This window comes from [Clostridium] aminophilum, from assembly GCF_900101295.1.
Taxonomy (GTDB): Bacteria; Bacillota; Clostridia; order Lachnospirales; family Lachnospiraceae; genus Clostridium_R; species Clostridium_R aminophilum_A.
On record NZ_FOIL01000002.1, the window covers coordinates 110,153 to 130,103 of the forward strand.

Genomic DNA, 19,951 nt, shown 5'->3' on the forward strand with positions numbered 1-19,951 from the left:
TTGAAAAAAATGACGGAGAAAAACCATCACCGTTCCGCATTGAAACGAAGCGATGGACACCGGCCGGAAAGCCGGAAACGATTAAACAATAGAAAGACCGGAGACGATCCGCAGGAGCGTCCGGAGGTTCGAGGACGTAATGCTTCCCGGTCTTCCGATGTGCAGCGCCCAAAACGCGGCCAAGTCCGCTCCTCTGATTCCCGGAGCCGGAACCGTTATTCCGATGGGCCGACGGGAAAACGCGGGGGAAACCGGCGTTCCGATGCGGACTATCAGCGACCGGTCAGAAGCAGGCGGCACCGCAAGTCGGGAATCTCCCTGATCTCTGCCTATCTGATGAGGATTCTGTTCCTTTCGGTCATGCTGGCAGTCATCATATTTGCGGGAAAGGGAATTGCCGGAGTCTTCTTCCGAGCCGAGGCGGAAACAGCGGCGCAGACCGCAGCCTCTTCCGAGGCGGCCGAGACGCCGTTCGAAGAAACTGCCGAAGAAAACGAATCCCGGGAAGAGACAACCGAATCCAGCCAGAATCTCATCCAGTCAAACGGCAGAACGCTGGATATCACAAAGCCAATGGTCGCCCTCACCTTTGATGACGGTCCGTACCCGGAAGTCGGCAATGCGATCATGGATGAAATGGACAAAGTAGGCGGACGCGCCACCTTTTTCCTGGTCGGAACACGGGTTCCGGGATATGCGGAGGAAGTCCGCCGCATGGCGACGGAGGGGCACGAGATCGCCAACCATTCCTTTGATCACGACGAATCTCTCTCCAAAAAGGGAGCAGCATATGTGGCGGAAGAATTCCAGAAATGCAATTCCGTCATCGAGGAAGTCTGCGGTGTCCGGCCGACGGTGCTCCGACTGCCGGGAGGCATTATCTCCAATGCGGTGCGTCAGGGTGTTCCGATGCCGATGTTCCATTGGAGTGTCGATACGCAGGACTGGAAAACGAGAAACACACAGTCGACCATCGATTCCGTGATCGGTCATGTCAAGGACGGCGACATCGTGCTGATGCATGAGCTCTACCCTTCCACCGGCGAAGCCTGCCGAACCATCATTCCTCGGCTTGCCGAACAGGGTTTCCAGCTGGTGACCATCTCGGAGCTCTATAACCTGAAAGCGGCGGATGTTCAGCTGAAACTCGACCGCCAGTACACGGACTTCCGTCCGGAAACCGTCGCAAAACTCCGTGCGGAACAAGGCACACAGCCGGCCGCTCCGACACCGGAAACAACTGCTGCGAAGACCGGTGCCGATACCGATTCTCAGGCCGGGAATGCTTCTGCCGGCGCCGACGGATCTGCCGAAAAAACCGCCGGTTCCGAAGCGGATGCCTCACCGAAGGGACCGGCGTCTGAATCTGCGGCAGCCGATGCTTCCTCCACGAACGCAAAAAAAGGGCCGGCCATCGCCAGCTACGCCTATTCGGGAAACACAAGCATCAAACTTTACGGATCATCATAAGCGTGATCATGTCACCGGAAACTTCAAAGATCTTTCCACAATAAAAGAGCTGCCGGATTCCCGGCAGCTCTTTTATCCCATATGCTTCCCGATGTGTTTGATCCGACACATCCAGCAATAACAACATCCCCAGATTTATATCATCATCCCCAGTATCTGTCTGATTCATCCGGCCTTCCGCAGGTCGCGTCTCCTGCCTCAGCCATCTGTTCCATGTTCGGAAAGATATGGACACCTTCCTTCAGCAGAACATCCCCGGACCGCTGAATGACTGTGTTTTATTATGGCAGTATTATATAAAGGGCACCTTCACAAAACCATCACACAAATAACAAAAACTATTTCCGTGTGATCCAGCTCTCGATTTCCGCATTTTCACTGCATTTTTCCGCATTATCCGCGTTTTTCCACGCCTCACTCTTTTCATATTCTTTCAGAATGCTGCCGTCAAGTTTTCCCTCCGAAACCATTTCTTCCAGAATCTGAAGGGCCCTGCCCACGTTCATGGAATCCCGATACGGACGATCTGCCGCGGTCAGCGCCTCAAAAATATCCAGAATGGTAATGAGTCTCGCCGGCCAGCTGAGGGATTCCGCCGTCAGATGATTCGGATAACCGCTTCCGTCCAGAAATTCGTGGTGCGTGCCTGCCCAGGAGGCAACATGCCGGAAGTTCTTCGGGAAATTCAGCGCCCGCAGCATTCTCGATGTATAGACAACGTGATCCTGCATAATCTTCCGCTCTTCATCCGTCAGCGTTCCCTTCCGGATCATCAGCTCCCGGCTCTCCTCTTTCGTGAGTTTCGGTTTCATGGATCCGTCCGCATCCCGGTAGTCGGAAGAAGCGATCTCCCGGACGCGCCGGATGGTGTCATCACTCAGATATCCGGCCCGGTTGACCTCAAGAAGAAACTCATACTCCTCCCAGAGTTCTTTTTTCCGCGCCTCCATCTCCGTTTCCGTCATCATCCCCTTTGCCGTTTCCAGCATCAGGATCAGCTCCCGGCGATGATACCGCCCCGTCATTTTTTCAAAATGTTTGTCCGTCAGGCGCTGTGATTTGTCCATGACGTCAATCGGAGTCGCAAGCTTTCCGATATCATGCAGCCAGACACTCATCAGCAGTTCCTGCCGCCCGTTCTCATCCATTGCGTAAGGGCCGTCTGTCCGTTCCTCGTAATCCAGAAACGCCGCGCAGTATTCCGCCATATTGCGGGAGTGGTTTGCATTGTAGGGTGTTCGCGCGTCCAGCCCCGCCGAGATGCCGCGGACAAAGCCATTTAAGAGCTCTGTCACATTTTTTTCGTGGGCGATGTTGGAAATGCACACGCCGGCCTGCGACGCGATGGCATTTACCATCTCCTCGTCCTGAACGGTAAAGCTGATCAGACGTCCCGCCGGATCCAGCGCATTGATCAGCTGAAGGACTCCGATGACTTCGCCGGAAATGTCCTCCATCGGCACGACCATCACCGATCTGGTCCGGTATCCCGTCATGGCATCATACTTTCGGGGTCCGGAAAAGTCATAGGAACCGCTGGAGCTGACATCCTCGATATTGATGATTTTTCTGGAAAGCGCCGCTGCCGCGCAGACATTGGTCGGAGAAAGCGGAACCGGCGGCAGATTGATCGGATCTTTTGTCCCTCCCTTAAAGACACCGAGAGATTTGTTGATCATGATCCGGAAATGAAGCCGGTTATCCCGTTCCAGCGTATAGAGTGTTCCGCCGTCTGCCCGCGTGATCTCCATCGCCGAACGGATAATGTGCTCGAACAGCCTTGTTCTGTCCTTCTCCGAATTCATCCGGACACTGATATTGATCAGACTGCGGAGTTTATCCAGCTGTCCGCTGTCTTTGCCGCTGTTGCAGAATCCCGGAATCCGTCCGCCCAGAACAAACCGGAGCCCTCCGTACGCAAAGAACAGATGGGGATATTTTTCCCGGAATTCGTGTTCGCGGACATCCAGATCCTGATCGGTGGCAAAGGGACTGTGATGCGAGATGGCGATGGCACCGACGCCGGCCTTCCGTGCGATCTCCACCCCCATCTCCGCGGTAGAGTGCCCCCACTCGGAATGGTTTTCGTAATCGGCCTTCGTCATACTCCCGTCATAGACAATCAGATCCGTATTTTGGGAAAACACGATCAGTTTCCGGTCCGCGCCCCCGTCGTGGTTGAAATCCGACGCGATGACCGCCGAATGTCTGCTTCCGTCCAGACGGTAGAGCGTGCATCCGCCGGGGTGATTGGATTTCATGGTCTCCACCGTGATCGGCCCGATCGAAAAAGGTTCCGGTCCGAGCTCATGATAATGGACCTCTCGATCCAGCTCTTCCGGATAAACCGGCCAGATCGGAGGTCCTACCAGTCGTTTGATCTGTTCTTCTATCGTCAGGCCGTTAAAGGTATTGCCGTAGATGTGAAGCGGTTTCTGCTTCATCATCGGAATCAGCTGAAAGAGGCCTGCAATATGATCCAGATGGGAATGGGAAATCAGAAGATGAAGCTCCGGCAGTTCATCCAGAATCGCTCCCGCCCGCTGCACACCCGTACCGCAGTCCACCATGACCGAAGTACCGTCGAGGGTGACCAGATAGCAGGATGTGTGCTTCCCGTATGCGTCAAATTCTTCGCCGTTTGCCGGAGTGCTTCCCCGAACTCCCAAAAAAATGATTGAATCATCCATGTTGTGTTCCTGCTGTTTGTGATTCCGTTCTCAGGAATTCAGTTCTTTTACAATCAGTGCCGGAATGGTGTTCAGCGGGGCAACGGTCTGCACCGCGCCGCACTTTGCCGCTTCCATCGGCATTCCGTATACCACGCAGGTTTCCTTGTCCTGCCCGATCGTATAAGCTCCGCGGTCCCGCATCTTCAGAAGACCGGAGGCACCGTCCGACCCCATACCGGTCAGAATCACACCGATCGCTTTTTCACCGGCCACTTCCGCAACAGAGTCAAACAGAACGTCCACCGACGGTGCCACGTTGTGCACCTTTTCTCCCTCTTCACAGATGACCGTATAATCCGAACCATGGCGGGAGAGCCTCATGTGAAGACCGCCCGGCGCAATCAGAATCAGTCCCCGGCGGACCAAGTCACCGTTTTTCGCCTCGCGGACCTCCATCTTGCAGATCCGGTTCAGTCTTTCCGCAAACATTTCGGTAAAACCGGCCGGCATATGCTGGGTGATGACAATGCCGGGGGTCGACTCCGGCAGATTCCGGACAACCGCTACGATCGCCTCGGTTCCGCCCGTAGAGGCTCCGATCGCGATCAGATCACGCTTTGAATTGCTGCGGATCACCGCACCGGAGATGTCTTCTTCGGCCGGCTCCGGCTTTTTGCCCAGAGACGGAGCCGCCACCTTCCGGAGCGGAAGGTGAACCTTGGCACGGGACGCCGCCACAATTTTCAGTTTTATCTTAAAAGCAAAAGAAGTAACGTTATCACCCTCATAGCTGTCCGGCTTGTGGACAAAATCCACCGCACCGGCCGCCAGTGCATCAAACACCCGCATGTCCAGTGTGGAGACCAGCACAACCGGGATCGGGAACGCCGGAAGAAGACGTCCCAGAAATTCCAGTCCACTCATCCTTGGCATTTCAATGTCCAATGTGACGACATCCGGCTTTGCCGCCGGAATCTTATTGGCTGCATCAAACGCGTCCACGGCCGTTCCGACAACCTCGAAGCGATCGTCGTCACCGATACACTTTGTCAGGAAACTGCGAAATACCATCGAGTCATCCACAATAAATACTCTGATTTTTTTCTCTTCGGTCACGTTCATTACCTCATCAAATTCTCATATCAGACTGGATTTACAGTTTGTCAGAAGAAGTCCCCTCTGGATCATTGCCCAGAACCCTCTCGATATGCATCGCAAGATACCCAATCTCCGCCTTATGATAACTCCGTTTCATCCCACGGCCAAGCTCATCGCAGATGCGCTGCGCGATCTCATAGGACACCGGATAGTTTTCTTTCATGTACTGGTTCAGATTCAGGTTCATGGGTTCGTCCGTCAGAATCCTCCGCACCATAAAACGGATGTGATTCATCATCCGGTTATAGCCGAGTGACATCACTTCAATGTGTCTTCCGGTCTCCTGCTCAATCAGGGAAATGCAGAAGCGGACCAGCTCCGCCGTTTTCAGTGCTTCCGATACTTTTTCGTCTTCGATCGCCGTATGCACATGAAGCGCAATATACCCGATCTCATCATTTGAAATATCGACATGAAAAGCCTCATGAATAAGAGCGGATGCACATTGTGCCACCTTGTATTCCTTGTGAAACAGAAGCTGAATGTCCGCGTTCAGAGGATTGCGAATTTCCTCCTTTTTCTTCATGCGTTGAACCGCAAACGCGATATGATCCGCCATCGGAAAAAGAATCGAACGGTCAATGCGGCCGAACTCCTGTTCCGCCGCGTTGAGAATGCTGTCTGCCACCTCCAGACACTCGGGAGCAACGTCTTTCACAATTGCCATAGCCTCTCCGCGTTCCGATGTCTCTTTCAGAGAATACATCGTATCTTCCGGCCGCGCTTCAATTCTCTCCGTCGGCTTCCGGTTAAAACCGATTCCCTTTCCGAGGATAAGATACATCTGCTGATCGTCGCTGTTCAGCGCAATCACAGAATTATGATTCAATACTTTTCGAATTCGGAACATGAGCTGCCTTCCTGTCTTTCTGACTTCCTCCGCCGGCCGGGGCCGGTGGATTCTTTCTTATCATAGCATAGAATCCGGCAAATCTCCCATTTTTGTTTAAAAGCGGCATTCGCCCGTTGCCCGCAAAAAAAGAACGGACGCTCTTCCGAAAACCAAAAGAGCATTCCGTTCCGTATACCGGTCAGCAGACAGTTTTGCCTCGCCCCCCGAAAAAAGCGGGAAACCGTGGCCTACGTTCGCTTCCTGAGGTTGTTATGCTTCGTAAATATCCACTGCAAACAGATCATCGCCGGCTTTCACCGGGCCTTCCGCGAGAAGACGTACCTTCTGATCATCTTCCAGATCCGTGCAGAGAATCGGCGAAACGATGGACGGAGCATTCGCTTTCAGGTAATCCAGATCCAGCTTCATGATCGGATCGCCCTTCTTCAGTTCCTGCCCCTGCTGAACCAGAACCTCAAAGCCTTCCCCGTTCAGTTTCACCGTGTCAATTCCGATATGAAAAAGCATTTCAATACCGGAATCGGTCGTAAATCCCACTGCATGCTTTGTGTCAAAGATGAAGGAGACCGTGCCGTCCGTCGGAGCGCAGACCGTGCCGTCCGTCGGGGTGAGCGCTGCGCCCTCTCCCATCATTCCGCCTGCAACCCCCTCATCCGGTGTGGTGGAGAGATCTGCGGCCCGACCGGTAATCGGACTTCCGATCACGATGGTCTTTGCCGGCTTCGCGGCGGAATCCGCCGTGGCAGATGCATCATTTGCGGCTCCGGCCGCATTTGCCCCGTTTTCCGGTTTCGCGGACGCTTCGCCTGCTCCCTCTGCCATCCTGTCAGCATTCGATTCGCCCGTAAACCAGGTGTCCGGCATTTTCTCCAGATAATCTTCCAGATTCGCCTTGATCACGGTAACGCGGGGGCCGAAAACGATCTGAATGCCGTTTCCCCGATGTACGATTCCGGAGGGCCCCGCCTCTTTCAGGATCTCATCGGAGACCCGGCTGCTGTCTTTTACCGTCACGCGAAGACGGGTGGCACAGCAGTCGACATCGGAGATATTGGATTTTCCGCCCAGGCCGTTCACAAGGACGCGGCTCACCGGATCATCTTCCGCAGACGTCTTGTCTGACGCCGTCTGCCCGGCCTTCTTTGCCAGATAATCTGCCTTGCTGTAGAGTTTTGTGTTCGCATCCAGTTCACGGCCCGGAGTCTTCAGATCAAACCGTCGGATCAGATATGAGAATGAGCAATAATACAGCACAAAGCAGACTGCTCCGGCCGGGAGCACCAGCATCCATCCGGTTTTCGCATTTCCCTGAAGAATTCCGAACAGAAGGAAATCCAGGAAACCGCCGGAGAATGTGAGTCCGACCGCAATCTTCAGCATATGAGCCACCATGTAGCAGCTTCCCGCAAGGACAACCTGTACCGCAAAAAGCACCGGTGCGGCAAACAGGAAAGAAAACTCGATTGGCTCGGTGATTCCGGTAAAGATGCTGGCCAGCGTCGCGGACAGCAGAAGTCCTCCGACCTGTTTTCTCTTCTCCGGTCTCGCGCAGCGATACATGGCAAGAGCTGCCCCCGGAAGGCCGAACATCATGAAAATGAACTCACCGGAGAAGTACCGGCATGCATCCGCGCTGAAATGCGCGATATTCGCGGAATCCGCAAGCTGTGCGAAGAAAATGTTCTGTCCGCCCTGAACCGTGTGTCCGGCAACGTCCATGGTGCCGCCGACACCGGTCTGCCAGAATGGCATATAGAATACGTGGTGAAGTCCGAAAGGAATCAATGCTCTCTTCACGATACCAAAGACGAGCGTTCCGATGTAACCGGATCCTGCCACCAGCATTCCCAGATCGGAGATTCCGTTCTGAACCGTCGGCCATACAAAGAACATCCCAATGCCGACCAGCATGTAGACAACCGTGGAAATGATCGGGACAAAACGGGATCCGCTGAAGAATGAGATCGCGCCGGGAAGCTCGATCTTGTGGAAACGGTTGTTCAGCGCCGCAACGCCGAGACCGACGATCACTCCGCCGAACACCCCCATCTGGAGCGTCTGAATTCCGCACATGCTGGTGATGGTTCCCTCCATCACATCCGCGGCGAGATTTCCGTCCTCATCGATTTTGCCGAAAAGCATCAGCATCGCCTGAACGGAGACGTTCATGACAAAATATGCCAGCATCGCCGAGAGTGCCGCAACCTCTTTTTCCTTCTTAGCCATGCCGATGGCAACACCGATGGCAAAGATCAGCGGAAGATTGTCAAAGATCGCGCTGCCCACCGCGTTCATGATCATTAAGAGCGCGTGCAGAACGGTTCCCGAGCCAAGCAGGGCTTCCATTCCGTAGGTTTCGATTGTTGTCGGATTGGTAAAAGAACTTCCGAGACCGAGCAGAAGACCCGCCACCGGAAGAACCGCAATCGGCAGCATAAAACTTCTGCCGACTCGCTGCAGTACGCCAAACACTTCGTTTTTCATTTGTTTTCCCCTTTTTCGCCGTATGTTCCCTCATTTTGCAACCGAACATTCCGCACTTCGTGCTCCATGTTCTTGCGGCCGCCAGATGTCTGCCCGTGCAAGCACGGCAGCCGCCTGTCGGCCTTTTGCAACAAAAAAAGACATGCACATGACACGAATCAGGCTCCCGCCGGGAACCGTCTTCTTATCAGTGAATGCCTGCTTAGAGTAACATACTGTCTTTTTCGTTTGACACGATATTATCATAGGCATTTTTTGCTGTCAATCGAAAGAATATGATTTTTCCTGAACGTTCCTGACTTATCTTGACTTTCCATTTCTTTTATGATAACTTTTCATGCTGATAATAGAGTAATAATAGTGTATGCATGCGGGATGCGCAGCGCGCACGGCATGCGGAGGCCCGGCTGTGACTGATGATGGAATTTCGATGGTATGTGTGATGCCGGGCAATGGAGGAAAAACAATCAATGAAGAGAACCAAAATCGTATGCACGATGGGGCCGAATGAGGACGACTACGAGCTGATGTACAAGATGTGCGCCAGCAACATGGATGTAGCCCGCTTCAATTTCTCCCACGGAACACACCAGGAACAGGCAGCCCGCCTTGATCTCCTGCGCAGAGCCGCCAAAGAGGCGAACCGTCCGATCGCGGCGCTTCTGGATACCAAGGGTCCGGAAATCCGCACCGGTCTTCTGAAAGACGGCAAAAAAATCCTGCTGGAGGCAGGAAAAGAGATCACTCTCACAACTGAGGAATGCACCGGCACCGCCGAGCGCGTTTTCATCAACTATAACGGTCTGAATGATGATGTAAAGGCCGGCGATACCATCCTGATCGATGACGGCCTGATCGGTCTCCGGGTCATCTCCGTCGACGGCGCAGACATCCGCTGCACCATCGTCAATGGAGGCGAGCTTGGAGAGCGCAAGGGCGTGAATGTCCCGAATGTCAGCATTCATCTCCCGGATCTGACTGACAAAGATATTGAAGATATCAAATTCGGTATTAAGGAAGGCTTTGACATCATCGCGGCAAGCTTCGTCCGCTCTGCTTCTTGCATCCGCCAGATCCGCGGCCTTCTCGAAGAAGCGGGCGCGAGCATGCTGATCATCGCAAAGATCGAGAATCAGGAAGGTCTGGACAATCTCGACGAGATCATCGCGGAAGCCGACGGAATCATGGTTGCCAGAGGCGACCTCGGCGTCGAGATCGAAGCGCAGTACATCCCGCATCTCCAGAAGAAGATCATCCGCAAGTGCAATGAAGCCGGAAAGGTCGTGATCACCGCGACACAGATGCTGGATTCCATGATCCGTAACCCGCGTCCGACCCGTGCAGAAGTTACCGATGTGGCCAATGCCGTCTATGACGGAACCGATGCGGTAATGCTCTCCGGTGAGACCGCTGCAGGCAAGTACCCGTTCGAGGCACTCAGCATGATGGCGGATGTCGTGGAAAATGCAGAAAAATATCTTCACTATGACAAATACATGAACCGTGATGTCAGCGACGAGCTTGTCGGCAACATTGCCAACACGATCTGTGCCTCTTCCGTCACGGCTGCCAATGAACTGAATGCGGTGGCGATCATCACGCCGACCATCTCCGGTTCGACCGCAAGACTCATCTCCAAGTACCGTCCGAAGATGAAAATTCTTGCGCTCTCTCCGAGCCAGTCCATTGTCCGTCAGATGATGCTGTACTGGGGCGTCACCCCGATCTGGTCCCGCAGGGCCGAGACCACAGATGAACTTCTCGACATCTCCATGGACGAGCTGAAAAACACCATGCTCATCAATGAAGGGGATATCTGCGTTGTCACCAGCGGCGTTCTCTCCAGAAACAAGAACAGCACTCCGGCAAGCGCAACCAACATCATGCGCATCATGCAGGCATAAATCATCCGCGGGTCCCCTCACTTCCGAGGGCGTTCGCATTCTCAAAAACACAGACCGCTTCGCAATCTGCCATCCCGGCAGACCGTGAAGCGGTCTGTGTTATGTTATGGGAAACACTCCGCGAGGATGAGGAAGCCAAAGTCCTCTTGCGAACGTTGTTCTCATTGCTCTTTACATGCTTTCCCTTTTTCTTCCCGTTTCTTCCAGATACGCCTTTGCGTCTTTCAAAAAGCTTGCCATGATCAGCAGAATCACCATCGCGATCGGAAAAGCGGCGATGATGCTGACTGACTGAATGTTGCTCATGGAGCTCTCGCTGAACAGAAGCGCCACCGGCAGTACGATCAGAAGAATACACCACATCAGTTCGATCAGTTTGTGCGGCTGCTGCCCTTCTTCCAGTCTCCGGTAGCTGTAGCAGGAGGCGATCAGCGCAATCGAGTCAAAACTCGTCGCATAGAAGGCAATCATGGTCGCGAGCAGCCAGACCAGCGCCAGTTTCGCCATCGGAAGCGTCTGCACCATCTCGATAATCATCCCGTACAGATCGCCGGTCTGCTCGTAATATGCGATGAAATCCGCCATCTCCCGCATCTGAAGCCCCATGGAATAATTTCCCAGAACAATAAAGCTCACCAGTGTTGAACCGACACCGAACACATAACCGCCCAGAATCGTCTGACGGACCGTGCGTCCGCGGGAAATCTGACCGATAAAGAACGGGGATGCCACACACCACACCATCCAGTATGCCCAGTAGTAAATCGTCCAGTCCTGCGGGAAATTAGAAGTCCGGAGCGGATCGGTAAACGTCGATAATTCGATGAAATGATTCATCATTTTTCCCATCGACTGAACGCCGACTTCGAGGATAAACTTTGTCTGTCCGCCGAACAGGAAAACGGCCGCCAGAAGTCCGAAGAACAGATACATGCAGAGATTGGCCAGAATGGAGATTCCCCGCATACCGTGAAGCAGCGAATACGTGTACACGATACAGGTCACGACCAGAATCGCGATCGTCACTAACACACGGTCCAACTCGATCCCGAGAAGACCGCCGATCGCCGTTGCCATCAGCGGCGTTGCCACGGAGAAAGTCGTCGCGGTTCCGGCCAGCAGCGCAAATACCGCAAGGAGATCGATGATTCTTCCGCCCCAGCCCTCGGTGTGCTTTCCGAGAAGCGGCCGGCACGCCTCCGAATATTTCTGCCGGTTCCGTTTGCGGACGTGCAGCATAAAACCGAATGCCACCGCAAGAACCAGATAAAATGCCCACGGAATCAGGCTCCAGTGAAACAGCGGAAATACGCCGGCCCAGTCAATGACGCTGCCGAGTTCCGCAATATGCGGGTTCGTCGCATACATGACCCATTCCGAAAACGAATAAAACAAAATGTCCGCCGCGAGACCGCAGGTAAACATCATGGATCCCCATGCAAAGAAACTGTATTTCGGTTTTTCATCCGGAGATCCTAAGACAATATCGCCATAACGGCTGAATGCCAGATACAGCGAGAGGATGAAAATCCCGAGGCCGATGATCAGATAATACGAGCCCAGCGTATCTCCGAAAAAGAAGCGAACCTGCCCGATCACGGCATTGGACTGCTCGGAAAAGACAAAAAACAGTCCCGCCAGAAAGAGAATCACGCCCATGGGAACCAGGGTGATGAACCAGTCTATTTCGCCTTTCCTTACCTTATCCTTCATATGGAACCTCCCTCCATCATTTCCTCCGCATACCGGAAGAAATCCTTTGCATAGCGATACTGACGCAGACTGTACTCACCGAATTCCACGCCGAGCTTTGCCTTGTATTCACACCAGTTGCTCCAGAGAAGACCGCAGGATGCAATGTAGCAGTAGATCTTGCACCGGACCTCCGCCGGGCACATACCGTCAAAATAGAGATCGATCAGCCGGTCCGACTGTTCCCGGTCATAGAGGGAATAAATGCACCACATGGCAATATCCACATGCGGGTCCTGCATTCCGGCATATTCCCAGTCTGTCAGCTGAATCTGCTCTTTCCCGTTTTCATCCCGGCAGATCAGGAAATTATCCGGCACCGCATCGATGTGCGTCAGGCACTGGTCTTTTTTCTGCGCGTCAATGTATTTCCGGAGTTTCAGGACATTGGCCTTCACCGCTTCATAGTCCCGGTACATGGACGGCGTTCCCTCCCGGAGGCGCTCATAGAATTCCATCTGCCCGAAGATATCGAAGGAGTGACCAACCGAAATCTGCATCCCGTGAAACTCCCGCATCTTCGCGATCGCCTTCACCAGATCATCCGGGTTTTCCGGATCACACGTCCGCACGCCATTCAGATACTTCGTGATCTTGTAACCATTTTCCGCATTGATATAGACCGGATCATCACAGAGCCCTTTTCCGCGGATCGCGCGATAGACGTCCGCCTCCTGACGCCGGTTGATCAGCTGATCGGTGCCGGCTCCCGGAATCCGCATGATGTATTTATTCCCCCGACAGTCAAACATAAACGAACGGTTGGTCATACCCTTTTTCAGCACTTCAATTCCGGTAATCTCCTTCGTGTCACAGTGAAATACCTCCGCGGCACATTCCAGCGCGTCCGATTTCAGCTGATCCGAACCCTCATCGATCTCCCGGAGCTGTTCGTAGGTGTTGATCTCCGCGACGGCGGATGCCTGAACCTCACGGGCCGTGACGATCATCCGGTCATCCGTATAGAGAGCTTCCTCCCAGAAACATCCGTCGTAGGAACGGTCACGGCTGAACGCCTCAATCCGGCGTTTGACAGTCTCCGCGGCATCTCCGCACAGATAGGAAATTCCAATCATCGCATTGCCCGGAGCGGCTTTCACGCGAACGAGTTCATTTTTCCGGTTGATCCGCACATCCGACTCATCATCGACCAGATCGCTCACCATATACCAGGAATACAGTTCCGACCGGGCAAATGGATTCTGTTCGCACCAGACATCGCAGGGTATGATGTACGTATTGCCGATATACGGAAGCGCCAGCGCCAGAGAAGACAGATTGTTGTGCGATGCGTACTTCGGATTCACAATCAGATCCACACCGTACTGATCGATCAGATAATCAAACTGTTCCTTCATGAAGCCGACAACCACGTGGATCTCGCGAATGCCCGCTTCGTGAAGCTGGCGGATCTGACGCTCGATCAGGGTCTCCTTGTTGATGGTCAGCAGCGCCTTCGGCGTCTCCTGATTGATCGGAACCATGCGCATACCGAACCCTGCCGCCAGAATGACCGCATTCTTCGGGGCATGTTCCTTCTGGAGCTTCTTCGCCTTTGCGGTCACCTTAAGCCCCTTTACATAGCCGTCCTGCTCCAGCGCCTTCAGAGATTTGTTGACCGCACCGAGAGCATGTCCGGTTTTCGCAGCGATTTCCCGCTGACTTGCAATCTGATTTTGCAGAAGAACAAGCAATACATCGTATTCCTGTTTGTTCATGTTCCACCGTCCTTTCATGTTCACGAACATTATAACTCTATTTTTCATGAACGCAAGAGGTGTAAGAAAAATGACAGAATTTCTGCGGAGCGCAAATAGATCCGGCGTTTTTCCACGGCCGGCATGATAATAATCCCGTCGTACGCGACGATATATTGGATGATAAGAATAGTTATGTCATATTCCGGGATCAGGATGCCTATGAAATCCTTGATCCCGACAATGCGTCCATAATACCACCGAAAACGGAAAGGGAATTCCCAGCCGGTGGATAAGGATGCGGATAAAGATCACGATCCGACATCATTTCAGCAGAAAGGAGGCCTTTATGCCGGATATCAGTTCTCTCTCCCGCTACGGCAAGATCGGCAACTACACAAAGCAGTTTAAAATGCAGCAGAAATGGGAGCAGAAAAAGACCAGCGGCAATGTCCTCTCGAAACAGAGTTCATCGGTGACAGAGCCGCAAAAGGAATATAAAAGCGCCGCAGGAATGGCACTGGCAGAGAAGCAGGCAAATGATCAGCTCCTTCTGGATCAGTTCTCGGAACAGCAGGCTAATCGTGATGAGAAAATGGAAGCCATCACCAACAAGGTGATGTACGGAAATGAGCTCACGCCGGAGGAGATGGATTATATCAAGGAGAAAAACCCGGCTCTCTACCGCCAGCTCATGGAAGAAGAGGCGGAGGCAAAGCTTGTGGAAGAAAAGCTGAAACATGCAGAGACCAAGGAAGAAGCCCGGGAAGTAATTTGGAACGAGACGGCCAAGGCAATGTCTGTCGCCAAGACTACCTCCAGCGATCCGCATATCTCCGAAGCGGACAAACTGGCCATATTGGGAAAGCAGCTCCGGAAAGTCAAAAATGCCACGGAGAAAATGCAGGAATTCCAGGAATCCGGCGCCTACGAAAAACTTCCTACCGAGGTTGAAAAAGACATCGCCGAGCGCGATGAAAAAGAAGCAAAAGAATACGAGATGGAAGAAGCGCTCAAATCCATCACCGAGAAGATGGAGGAGATCCAGGATCGAATGTCGCCGTCTAAGGAAGAAGCCGTCTCCGAACCGGAGAATGCCGGAGCTTCGGAGAATGCCGAAATTGCAGAGAATATCGAATCTGCAGAGAATTCTGCAGCTACAGCGAATTCCAAACCTGCGGCGAATCCCAAAGTTGCAGTGAATTCCGAGATTCCGGAAAGCGCCATGAAACCGGAAAACCGGAAAAACATGACGCTGAACGAAGCTCAAAATACCTATGAGGCACAAAAACTCCGGCGCTCCAGACATAAAAAAGAGGAGACACCGGAATTAAAGACCGAGAACCGCGGGGCTGACCCCGTTCCGCTCCAAAAAGGGAGCAGCGCCGGCGCTTCCGGCGGCATCAGCGGCCTGTTCGGCATGGGCGGCGCGGCGGGAAGCCAAACGTCCACCGGCGGTTCCTCCTCCCGGTCTCTGGATGTGAAGGCATAGTATAGCGGTTTTCAGGCTCTTTCTATAAAAAAACCATATTTATTGATATATCCAAAGAGAGTGACCGAATCACGACTTCCGCATTTTCCGCGGCGTGATGAAACAGTCACTCTCTTTTTCATGGCTATGATCTTATCTTGCCACCTTATACGGAAAGATCGTCTGATACTCTTCCGAGCTGATCCGGAGAGAGACAATCTTGGAGCAGACACTGAAGAACTGCCGGATATTGTCTTCCGTCACAACCTCCTTCGTTTTTCCGAGGAGCTTCCGGTTGTAAGCTCCCAGCATCAGCGTGGTGTCGGAGATCGCGAGGGCGTGATCCGGGAAATGAGTGTTGATCAGACAGCTTGTTCCGAATTCCTCTTTGATCTTCACGATCGTGTCAATGACGCGGAGCTGATTCTTCATATCGAGATTGGATTCCGGCTCATCCAGAATCACCAGCTCCGGATCGGAGATAATTGCCCTGGCGATCATGACCATCTGCAGTTCTCCGCCGCTGAGCGCATTGCAGTATTTGTCTGACAGGTCTGCAATCCCCAGCATTTCCATGACATGCTCCGCTTTCTCGTAGTCTTCTTTCGACGGAACCTCAAAGAAATTCTGTCTGGAGCTGAGTCCCATCACAACCATGTCGATGCACCGGTACGAGAAAACACTCCGCTTTGCCTGCGGAACATAGCTGGTCTTCTTCCAGAATTCCCGGTCCGTATAGGAGGCAATCCGTCTCCCGTCGAGATAGTTTTCACCGCTGACCCATTTCAGAAAACCCATGATACATTTCAGCATGGTTGTCTTTCCCACGCCGTTCGGCCCGAGAACCGTCATGATGGTTTTCTCGCCGATCTCGAAATTGATATCCCTTAAAATCAGTTTTCCGGCATATCCAAAGCATCCGTCTCTCACTTCCAGTTTCATCCCTCAGATTCCTCCGTTCTTCATGGTTTTTCGAAGCATCACGCCAAAAAACGGCGCGCCAACCATCGCCGTCAGAATGGACAGCGGAAGTTCTGCGGCCGTCATGGTTCTCGCGGCCGAATCAATCATCAGAAGATATCCTGCACCCAGCAGCACGCAGGCGGGAATCAGTCCCCGGTGATCGTCCCCCACCAGAAAACGGCCGATGTGCGGTATGACGAGGCCGATCCATCCGATGATTCCGCAAAGCGACACCGAAACCGCAGTCATCAGTGTCGAGACCACGATAATGATCATCCGTACTTTTCCCACATTAACTCCCATGGAAATGGCCTCTTCCTCCTCCAGCGACATGAGATTCATCTTCCACCGCAGCGCCATCAGAATCAGCATGCAGGGAACGATGGTGGCAAAACTGATCAGGACCTTTTCGTAAGACACCGATGCCAGACTCCCCATCAGCCAGACCGTGATCGCTGGAAGCGTGTTCTGCGGATCAGCAACGTATTTTACCAGCGAGATCAGCGCCTCAAAAAATGCGGCAACGATCACGCCGGAGAGAACCAGCATGAACAGTTCGGTCTTCTTGTTGATCCGGGAGATGGCCAGAACCAGAGCCACCGCGGCCAGTCCCATGAAAAGTGCCTGTCCCTGAACCAGAAAACTTCCGCCGGCAAGGAGGATTCCCAGCGCCGCGCCGAAACCTGCTCCGGCCGATACCCCCAGAATGTCCGGGCTGACAAGCGGATTTCCGAAGATGCACTGATACGATGCGCCGGAGCAGGCCAGGCCTGCTCCGACGATCATGCTCATGAGAATTCTCGGAAGTCTCACCTGAAGGATCACGTTTTTTTCAAGTGGATCCAGGTTCGGATCAAACGTCAGCGCTTTTATCACGTCCGCAGGCGAGATGCCGTAACGCCCGATGCAGATGGAAAAAATAAACATTGCCGCCAGTGCTGCCGCTAAGAGCAGCAGTGTAAAACGTACCTTCTTCTTCATTTAGTTCTGTGTATCCCCTAAAATCTCTTCCAGCATCTCATCGGTGAGATCGAAATGATAAACCGTCTTGTAGAACTTCTTTACTTCGTCCTTCATGTCCATGGCTTTCATCTCCTCCGGATGCTGGATCTTCGCGAGCCACTTCACCATCAGCGGGGTCTCCACGCCCGGCGGATCCCAGCGGTATCCACCGATCGGAATCTTGTAGACGTTTCCGCTCTTTACCGCGCTGACCGCAGACCAGTCCTCGCCCTCGATCTTATTCTCCAGAAGATCGGACGGCTGAATCGAGGTGAAGTTGCCAATGTAGATAATGTCCGGATTCCACTGGTAGATCTGCTCCATGTTGACATTCAGCGCCTCACCGGTCAGATCGGAAGACGGGCTGACCGCTTTGCTGTGTTCCAGCCAGTAGTTGGAGAATCCTTTTCCGGTCACCTTCAGCTTGTCGGACAGGAGAAGGACATTACTGTAATCCTCTTTTCCGACGCCGGCCAGCGCCTGGTCAACTTCGCCAACACTCTTGTGGAAATAGGTGATCAGTTCCTCCGCTCTCTCCGGCTTGCCCATCATGGTGGAAATGATCTTGATCCAGGTTTCCAGATCTTCTGCGGAACCATACTGGAGGGCGATGACCTTGATGCCCGCATCCTCCATCTTCTTGATCTCGTCATCCATGTAATTCCACTGGAACACGACATCCGGCTTCAGTTTGATCAGCTCCTCCACATTGACTACAAAGCTGGTATCCACGAAGCTCGTGTCCGCCTTGGCCAGTTCCGGATACATATACTTCAGCGCACTGTCATTGTAGGCGAGAATGGACGACGGATTACATCCGATCAGGTTATCGTTGTTGCCCACAACCGCGTAGAAAATGTACGGGAAGGGCATGATGGTCGTTGCCACCCGGTCCGGAACCCCGTCCAGCTCGATGGTCTTTCCCAACTGATCCACGATGGTGATGGTTCCGTCCTCGTTAATCCGGCTCTCGTTCCCGTTCTCTTTGTCCTCCGCAGTCTCTTTGGTCTCCTGTGCCTTTGTCTCCGCCTTTTCCGAAGACGCTTCACTCACCGCCTCTGTTCCGGCTGCCGCGCTGCTTTGAGGCGCTGCGCTGCCGCAGCCCGCTGCCGCAAGGAAAACCGCCGCACACAGGGAAGCGGCCATTTTCTTTAAACTACCCTTTCTCATTGACTCCTCTTTCCTCTCTTTTTCTGAAACTGATTTGTTGCTGTTTATCTGATTCGCCAAAGATCCGTGATCTTTTTGACGATATCATCCATTTCTCCCCCGATAAAATGAACCGCACGGCTCCAATAGAGTTTACTGGACAATGCGGTATGCGGGATCGAGACAAGGGGCAGATCTTCCGGCTTCACATCGCCGAGAAGGGGATCTCCCACCAGCATCTGGAATCGGCCGGACTCCAGCGCAGCGATCAGTTTCGCTTCACTGTTCAGATCAAGATCTCCCTCCTGCGCCAGTTCCTTCCGGAGTCCCGTCATCGTCGCCACCGTCACCGGTATTTCCGGATGAACCGCGTGAATGGCATGACGGATGCTGTTGCCGAGGATTTCCTCTCCCACGATCAGGACGCCGCCATCTCCGTTGTTCCCTATGGCATCCGGTTCCGATACATTTCCGGTCCCCGCGGCATCGTTTCGCCCCGCAGCATTTCCGGTCCCCGTGGTGTCATTTTGCCCCGCAGCATTTCCGGTCTCCGCGGCATCATCCCGCCCGGTGTCTTTCCCGAGCACTCTGCACTTCCGGTCCTTCCGCGTCTCCTCGATCATCCCGAAAACCGACGTATCCGATCCGGCGATTGTTCCGGCCACATACGGAATCCCGTAGTTTTCACAGAGATACTTTGCCGTATCCAGACCGGATTCCGTGACAACCAGATTGACCTCCGCCTTTGTGAGATCCCGTATCTGGCCCAGATCCGCTCCCATCATCAGTTTCCCGATGATGCGGAATCCGGCCTGTTCCAATGCACGGTAGAGATCCTCCGCATTGGAATTCGCGGAAAAATCCAGTGGCGTCGTTCCGATGACATTGATTCCGTGATCGGTTTTCCCGTCTGTCGGAGCAAGAAACCGACGGATCACCGCAAGCATCGCATCGGAAACACCTTTGTTGTAGAGGCCGATTCCGTTGGTGGAAAAGCCGAACGCCGGCTTTCCGGTGGAATTCTCAATCTCCCGGGCAATCCCCTTCATGTCCGAGCCGATGACCATCGGCACCGGACTCCCGATCACCGCATAGAGGGTCGGATTCGTGTACTCGGACGCCTTTAAGATGTGATCGATCAGTTTGTCATCTCTTCCCAGAACCGCGTCGATCTCCCGAAGTCCCGAGCAGAATACCATCGAGCGTGCCCCGAACCATCTGGGCTCGTCGTATCCGGTGTAATTTCCCGTGCATCCCGACGCGTCGTGAATGACGCTCATACCGCCCAGATCAAACAGAGCGGAGCAGACGCCGGAATAATCCGGCGACAGCGCCGGAAGTGTTATCCATAATTGTTCCAAACCATTTCTCCTTTG

At 53.4% G+C, this 19,951-nt stretch carries 14 protein-coding genes; 3 read left to right on the plus strand and 11 right to left on the minus strand.

Annotation, left to right across the window (positions count from 1 at the left end; translation table 11 throughout):
• Positions 1–9: 9 nt before the first annotated feature.
• Positions 10–1,470, plus strand: a complete 1,461-nt coding sequence (locus BMW41_RS01085) for a polysaccharide deacetylase family protein (protein WP_074648088.1) — start codon at positions 10–12, stop codon at positions 1,468–1,470.
• Here the strand turns inward: BMW41_RS01085 and BMW41_RS01090 are convergent.
• The 5 genes from BMW41_RS01090 to BMW41_RS01110 form a co-directional block, all read right to left on the minus strand.
• Positions 1,448–1,639 (minus strand): hypothetical protein, encoded by a 192-nt coding sequence (locus tag BMW41_RS01090; RefSeq protein WP_074648089.1) that lies wholly within the window; start codon positions 1,637–1,639, stop codon positions 1,448–1,450. The two genes, BMW41_RS01085 and BMW41_RS01090, sit on opposite strands and share 23 nt — an antisense overlap.
• Positions 1,640–1,808: 169 nt before the next feature.
• A complete protein-coding gene (locus tag BMW41_RS01095) occupies positions 1,809–4,160 on the minus strand; it encodes an HD domain-containing phosphohydrolase (RefSeq protein WP_074648091.1) in 2,352 nt (783 codons plus the stop codon).
• Positions 4,161–4,190: 30 nt separating this feature from the next.
• Positions 4,191–5,264 (minus strand): protein-glutamate methylesterase/protein-glutamine glutaminase, encoded by a 1,074-nt coding sequence (locus BMW41_RS01100; RefSeq protein ID WP_074648093.1) that lies wholly within the window; start codon positions 5,262–5,264, stop codon positions 4,191–4,193.
• 31 nt (positions 5,265–5,295) lie between these two features.
• A complete protein-coding gene (locus tag BMW41_RS01105) occupies positions 5,296–6,150 on the minus strand; it encodes a PRD domain-containing protein (RefSeq protein WP_074648095.1) in 855 nt (284 codons plus the stop codon).
• Between the two features lie 252 nt (positions 6,151–6,402).
• Positions 6,403–8,637, minus strand: coding sequence for a PTS sugar transporter subunit IIABC (locus BMW41_RS01110; RefSeq protein WP_074648097.1), 2,235 nt, complete (start codon positions 8,635–8,637; stop codon positions 6,403–6,405).
• A gap of 452 nt (positions 8,638–9,089) precedes the next feature.
• Between BMW41_RS01110 and pyk the strand changes: the two genes are divergently transcribed.
• Positions 9,090–10,541 carry a pyruvate kinase gene (gene pyk, locus BMW41_RS01115; RefSeq protein WP_074648099.1) on the plus strand — a complete coding sequence of 484 codons (1,452 nt, stop codon included), beginning with the start codon at positions 9,090–9,092 and terminating at the stop codon, positions 10,539–10,541.
• A gap of 171 nt (positions 10,542–10,712) precedes the next feature.
• On the opposite strand, the gene BMW41_RS01120 is transcribed toward pyk, so the two are convergent.
• Together BMW41_RS01120 and BMW41_RS01125 are read right to left on the minus strand one after the other, a co-directional pair.
• Positions 10,713–12,254 carry a BCCT family transporter gene (locus BMW41_RS01120; protein WP_074648101.1) on the minus strand — a complete coding sequence of 514 codons (1,542 nt, stop codon included), beginning with the start codon at positions 12,252–12,254 and terminating at the stop codon, positions 10,713–10,715.
• Positions 12,251–14,011, minus strand: coding sequence for an NTP transferase domain-containing protein (locus BMW41_RS01125; protein ID WP_074648103.1), 1,761 nt, complete (start codon positions 14,009–14,011; stop codon positions 12,251–12,253). Before BMW41_RS01125 ends, BMW41_RS01120 begins: the two co-directional genes overlap by 4 nt.
• Before the next feature lie 277 nt (positions 14,012–14,288).
• Here BMW41_RS01125 and BMW41_RS01130 point away from each other — a divergent pair, with 277 nt between their 5' ends.
• Positions 14,289–15,482: a hypothetical protein gene (locus BMW41_RS01130; protein ID WP_207646855.1), complete on the plus strand. Its 1,194-nt coding sequence runs from the start codon at positions 14,289–14,291 to the stop codon at positions 15,480–15,482.
• 132 nt (positions 15,483–15,614) lie between these two features.
• Here BMW41_RS01130 and BMW41_RS01135 read toward each other — a convergent pair whose 3' ends face one another.
• The 4 genes from BMW41_RS01135 to BMW41_RS01150 are packed head-to-tail and all read right to left on the minus strand — an operon-like array spanning position 15,615 to position 19,936.
• The gene (locus BMW41_RS01135) at positions 15,615–16,403 is read right to left on the minus strand and encodes an ABC transporter ATP-binding protein (protein ID WP_074648107.1); all 789 of its coding nucleotides are present in this window, start codon (positions 16,401–16,403) and stop codon (positions 15,615–15,617) included.
• Positions 16,404–16,406: 3 nt separating this feature from the next.
• On the minus strand, positions 16,407–17,405 hold the full coding sequence (locus tag BMW41_RS14250) for a FecCD family ABC transporter permease (RefSeq protein WP_143050778.1): 999 nt from the start codon (positions 17,403–17,405) through the stop codon (positions 16,407–16,409).
• Positions 17,406–18,596 carry an ABC transporter substrate-binding protein gene (locus tag BMW41_RS14255; protein WP_242870263.1) on the minus strand — a complete coding sequence of 397 codons (1,191 nt, stop codon included), beginning with the start codon at positions 18,594–18,596 and terminating at the stop codon, positions 17,406–17,408.
• A gap of 44 nt (positions 18,597–18,640) precedes the next feature.
• Entirely contained in the window at positions 18,641–19,936 is a 1,296-nt protein-coding gene (locus tag BMW41_RS01150) for a nitrogenase component 1 (RefSeq protein WP_074648109.1), read from the minus strand.
• Between the last annotated feature and the right edge of the window lie 15 nt (positions 19,937–19,951).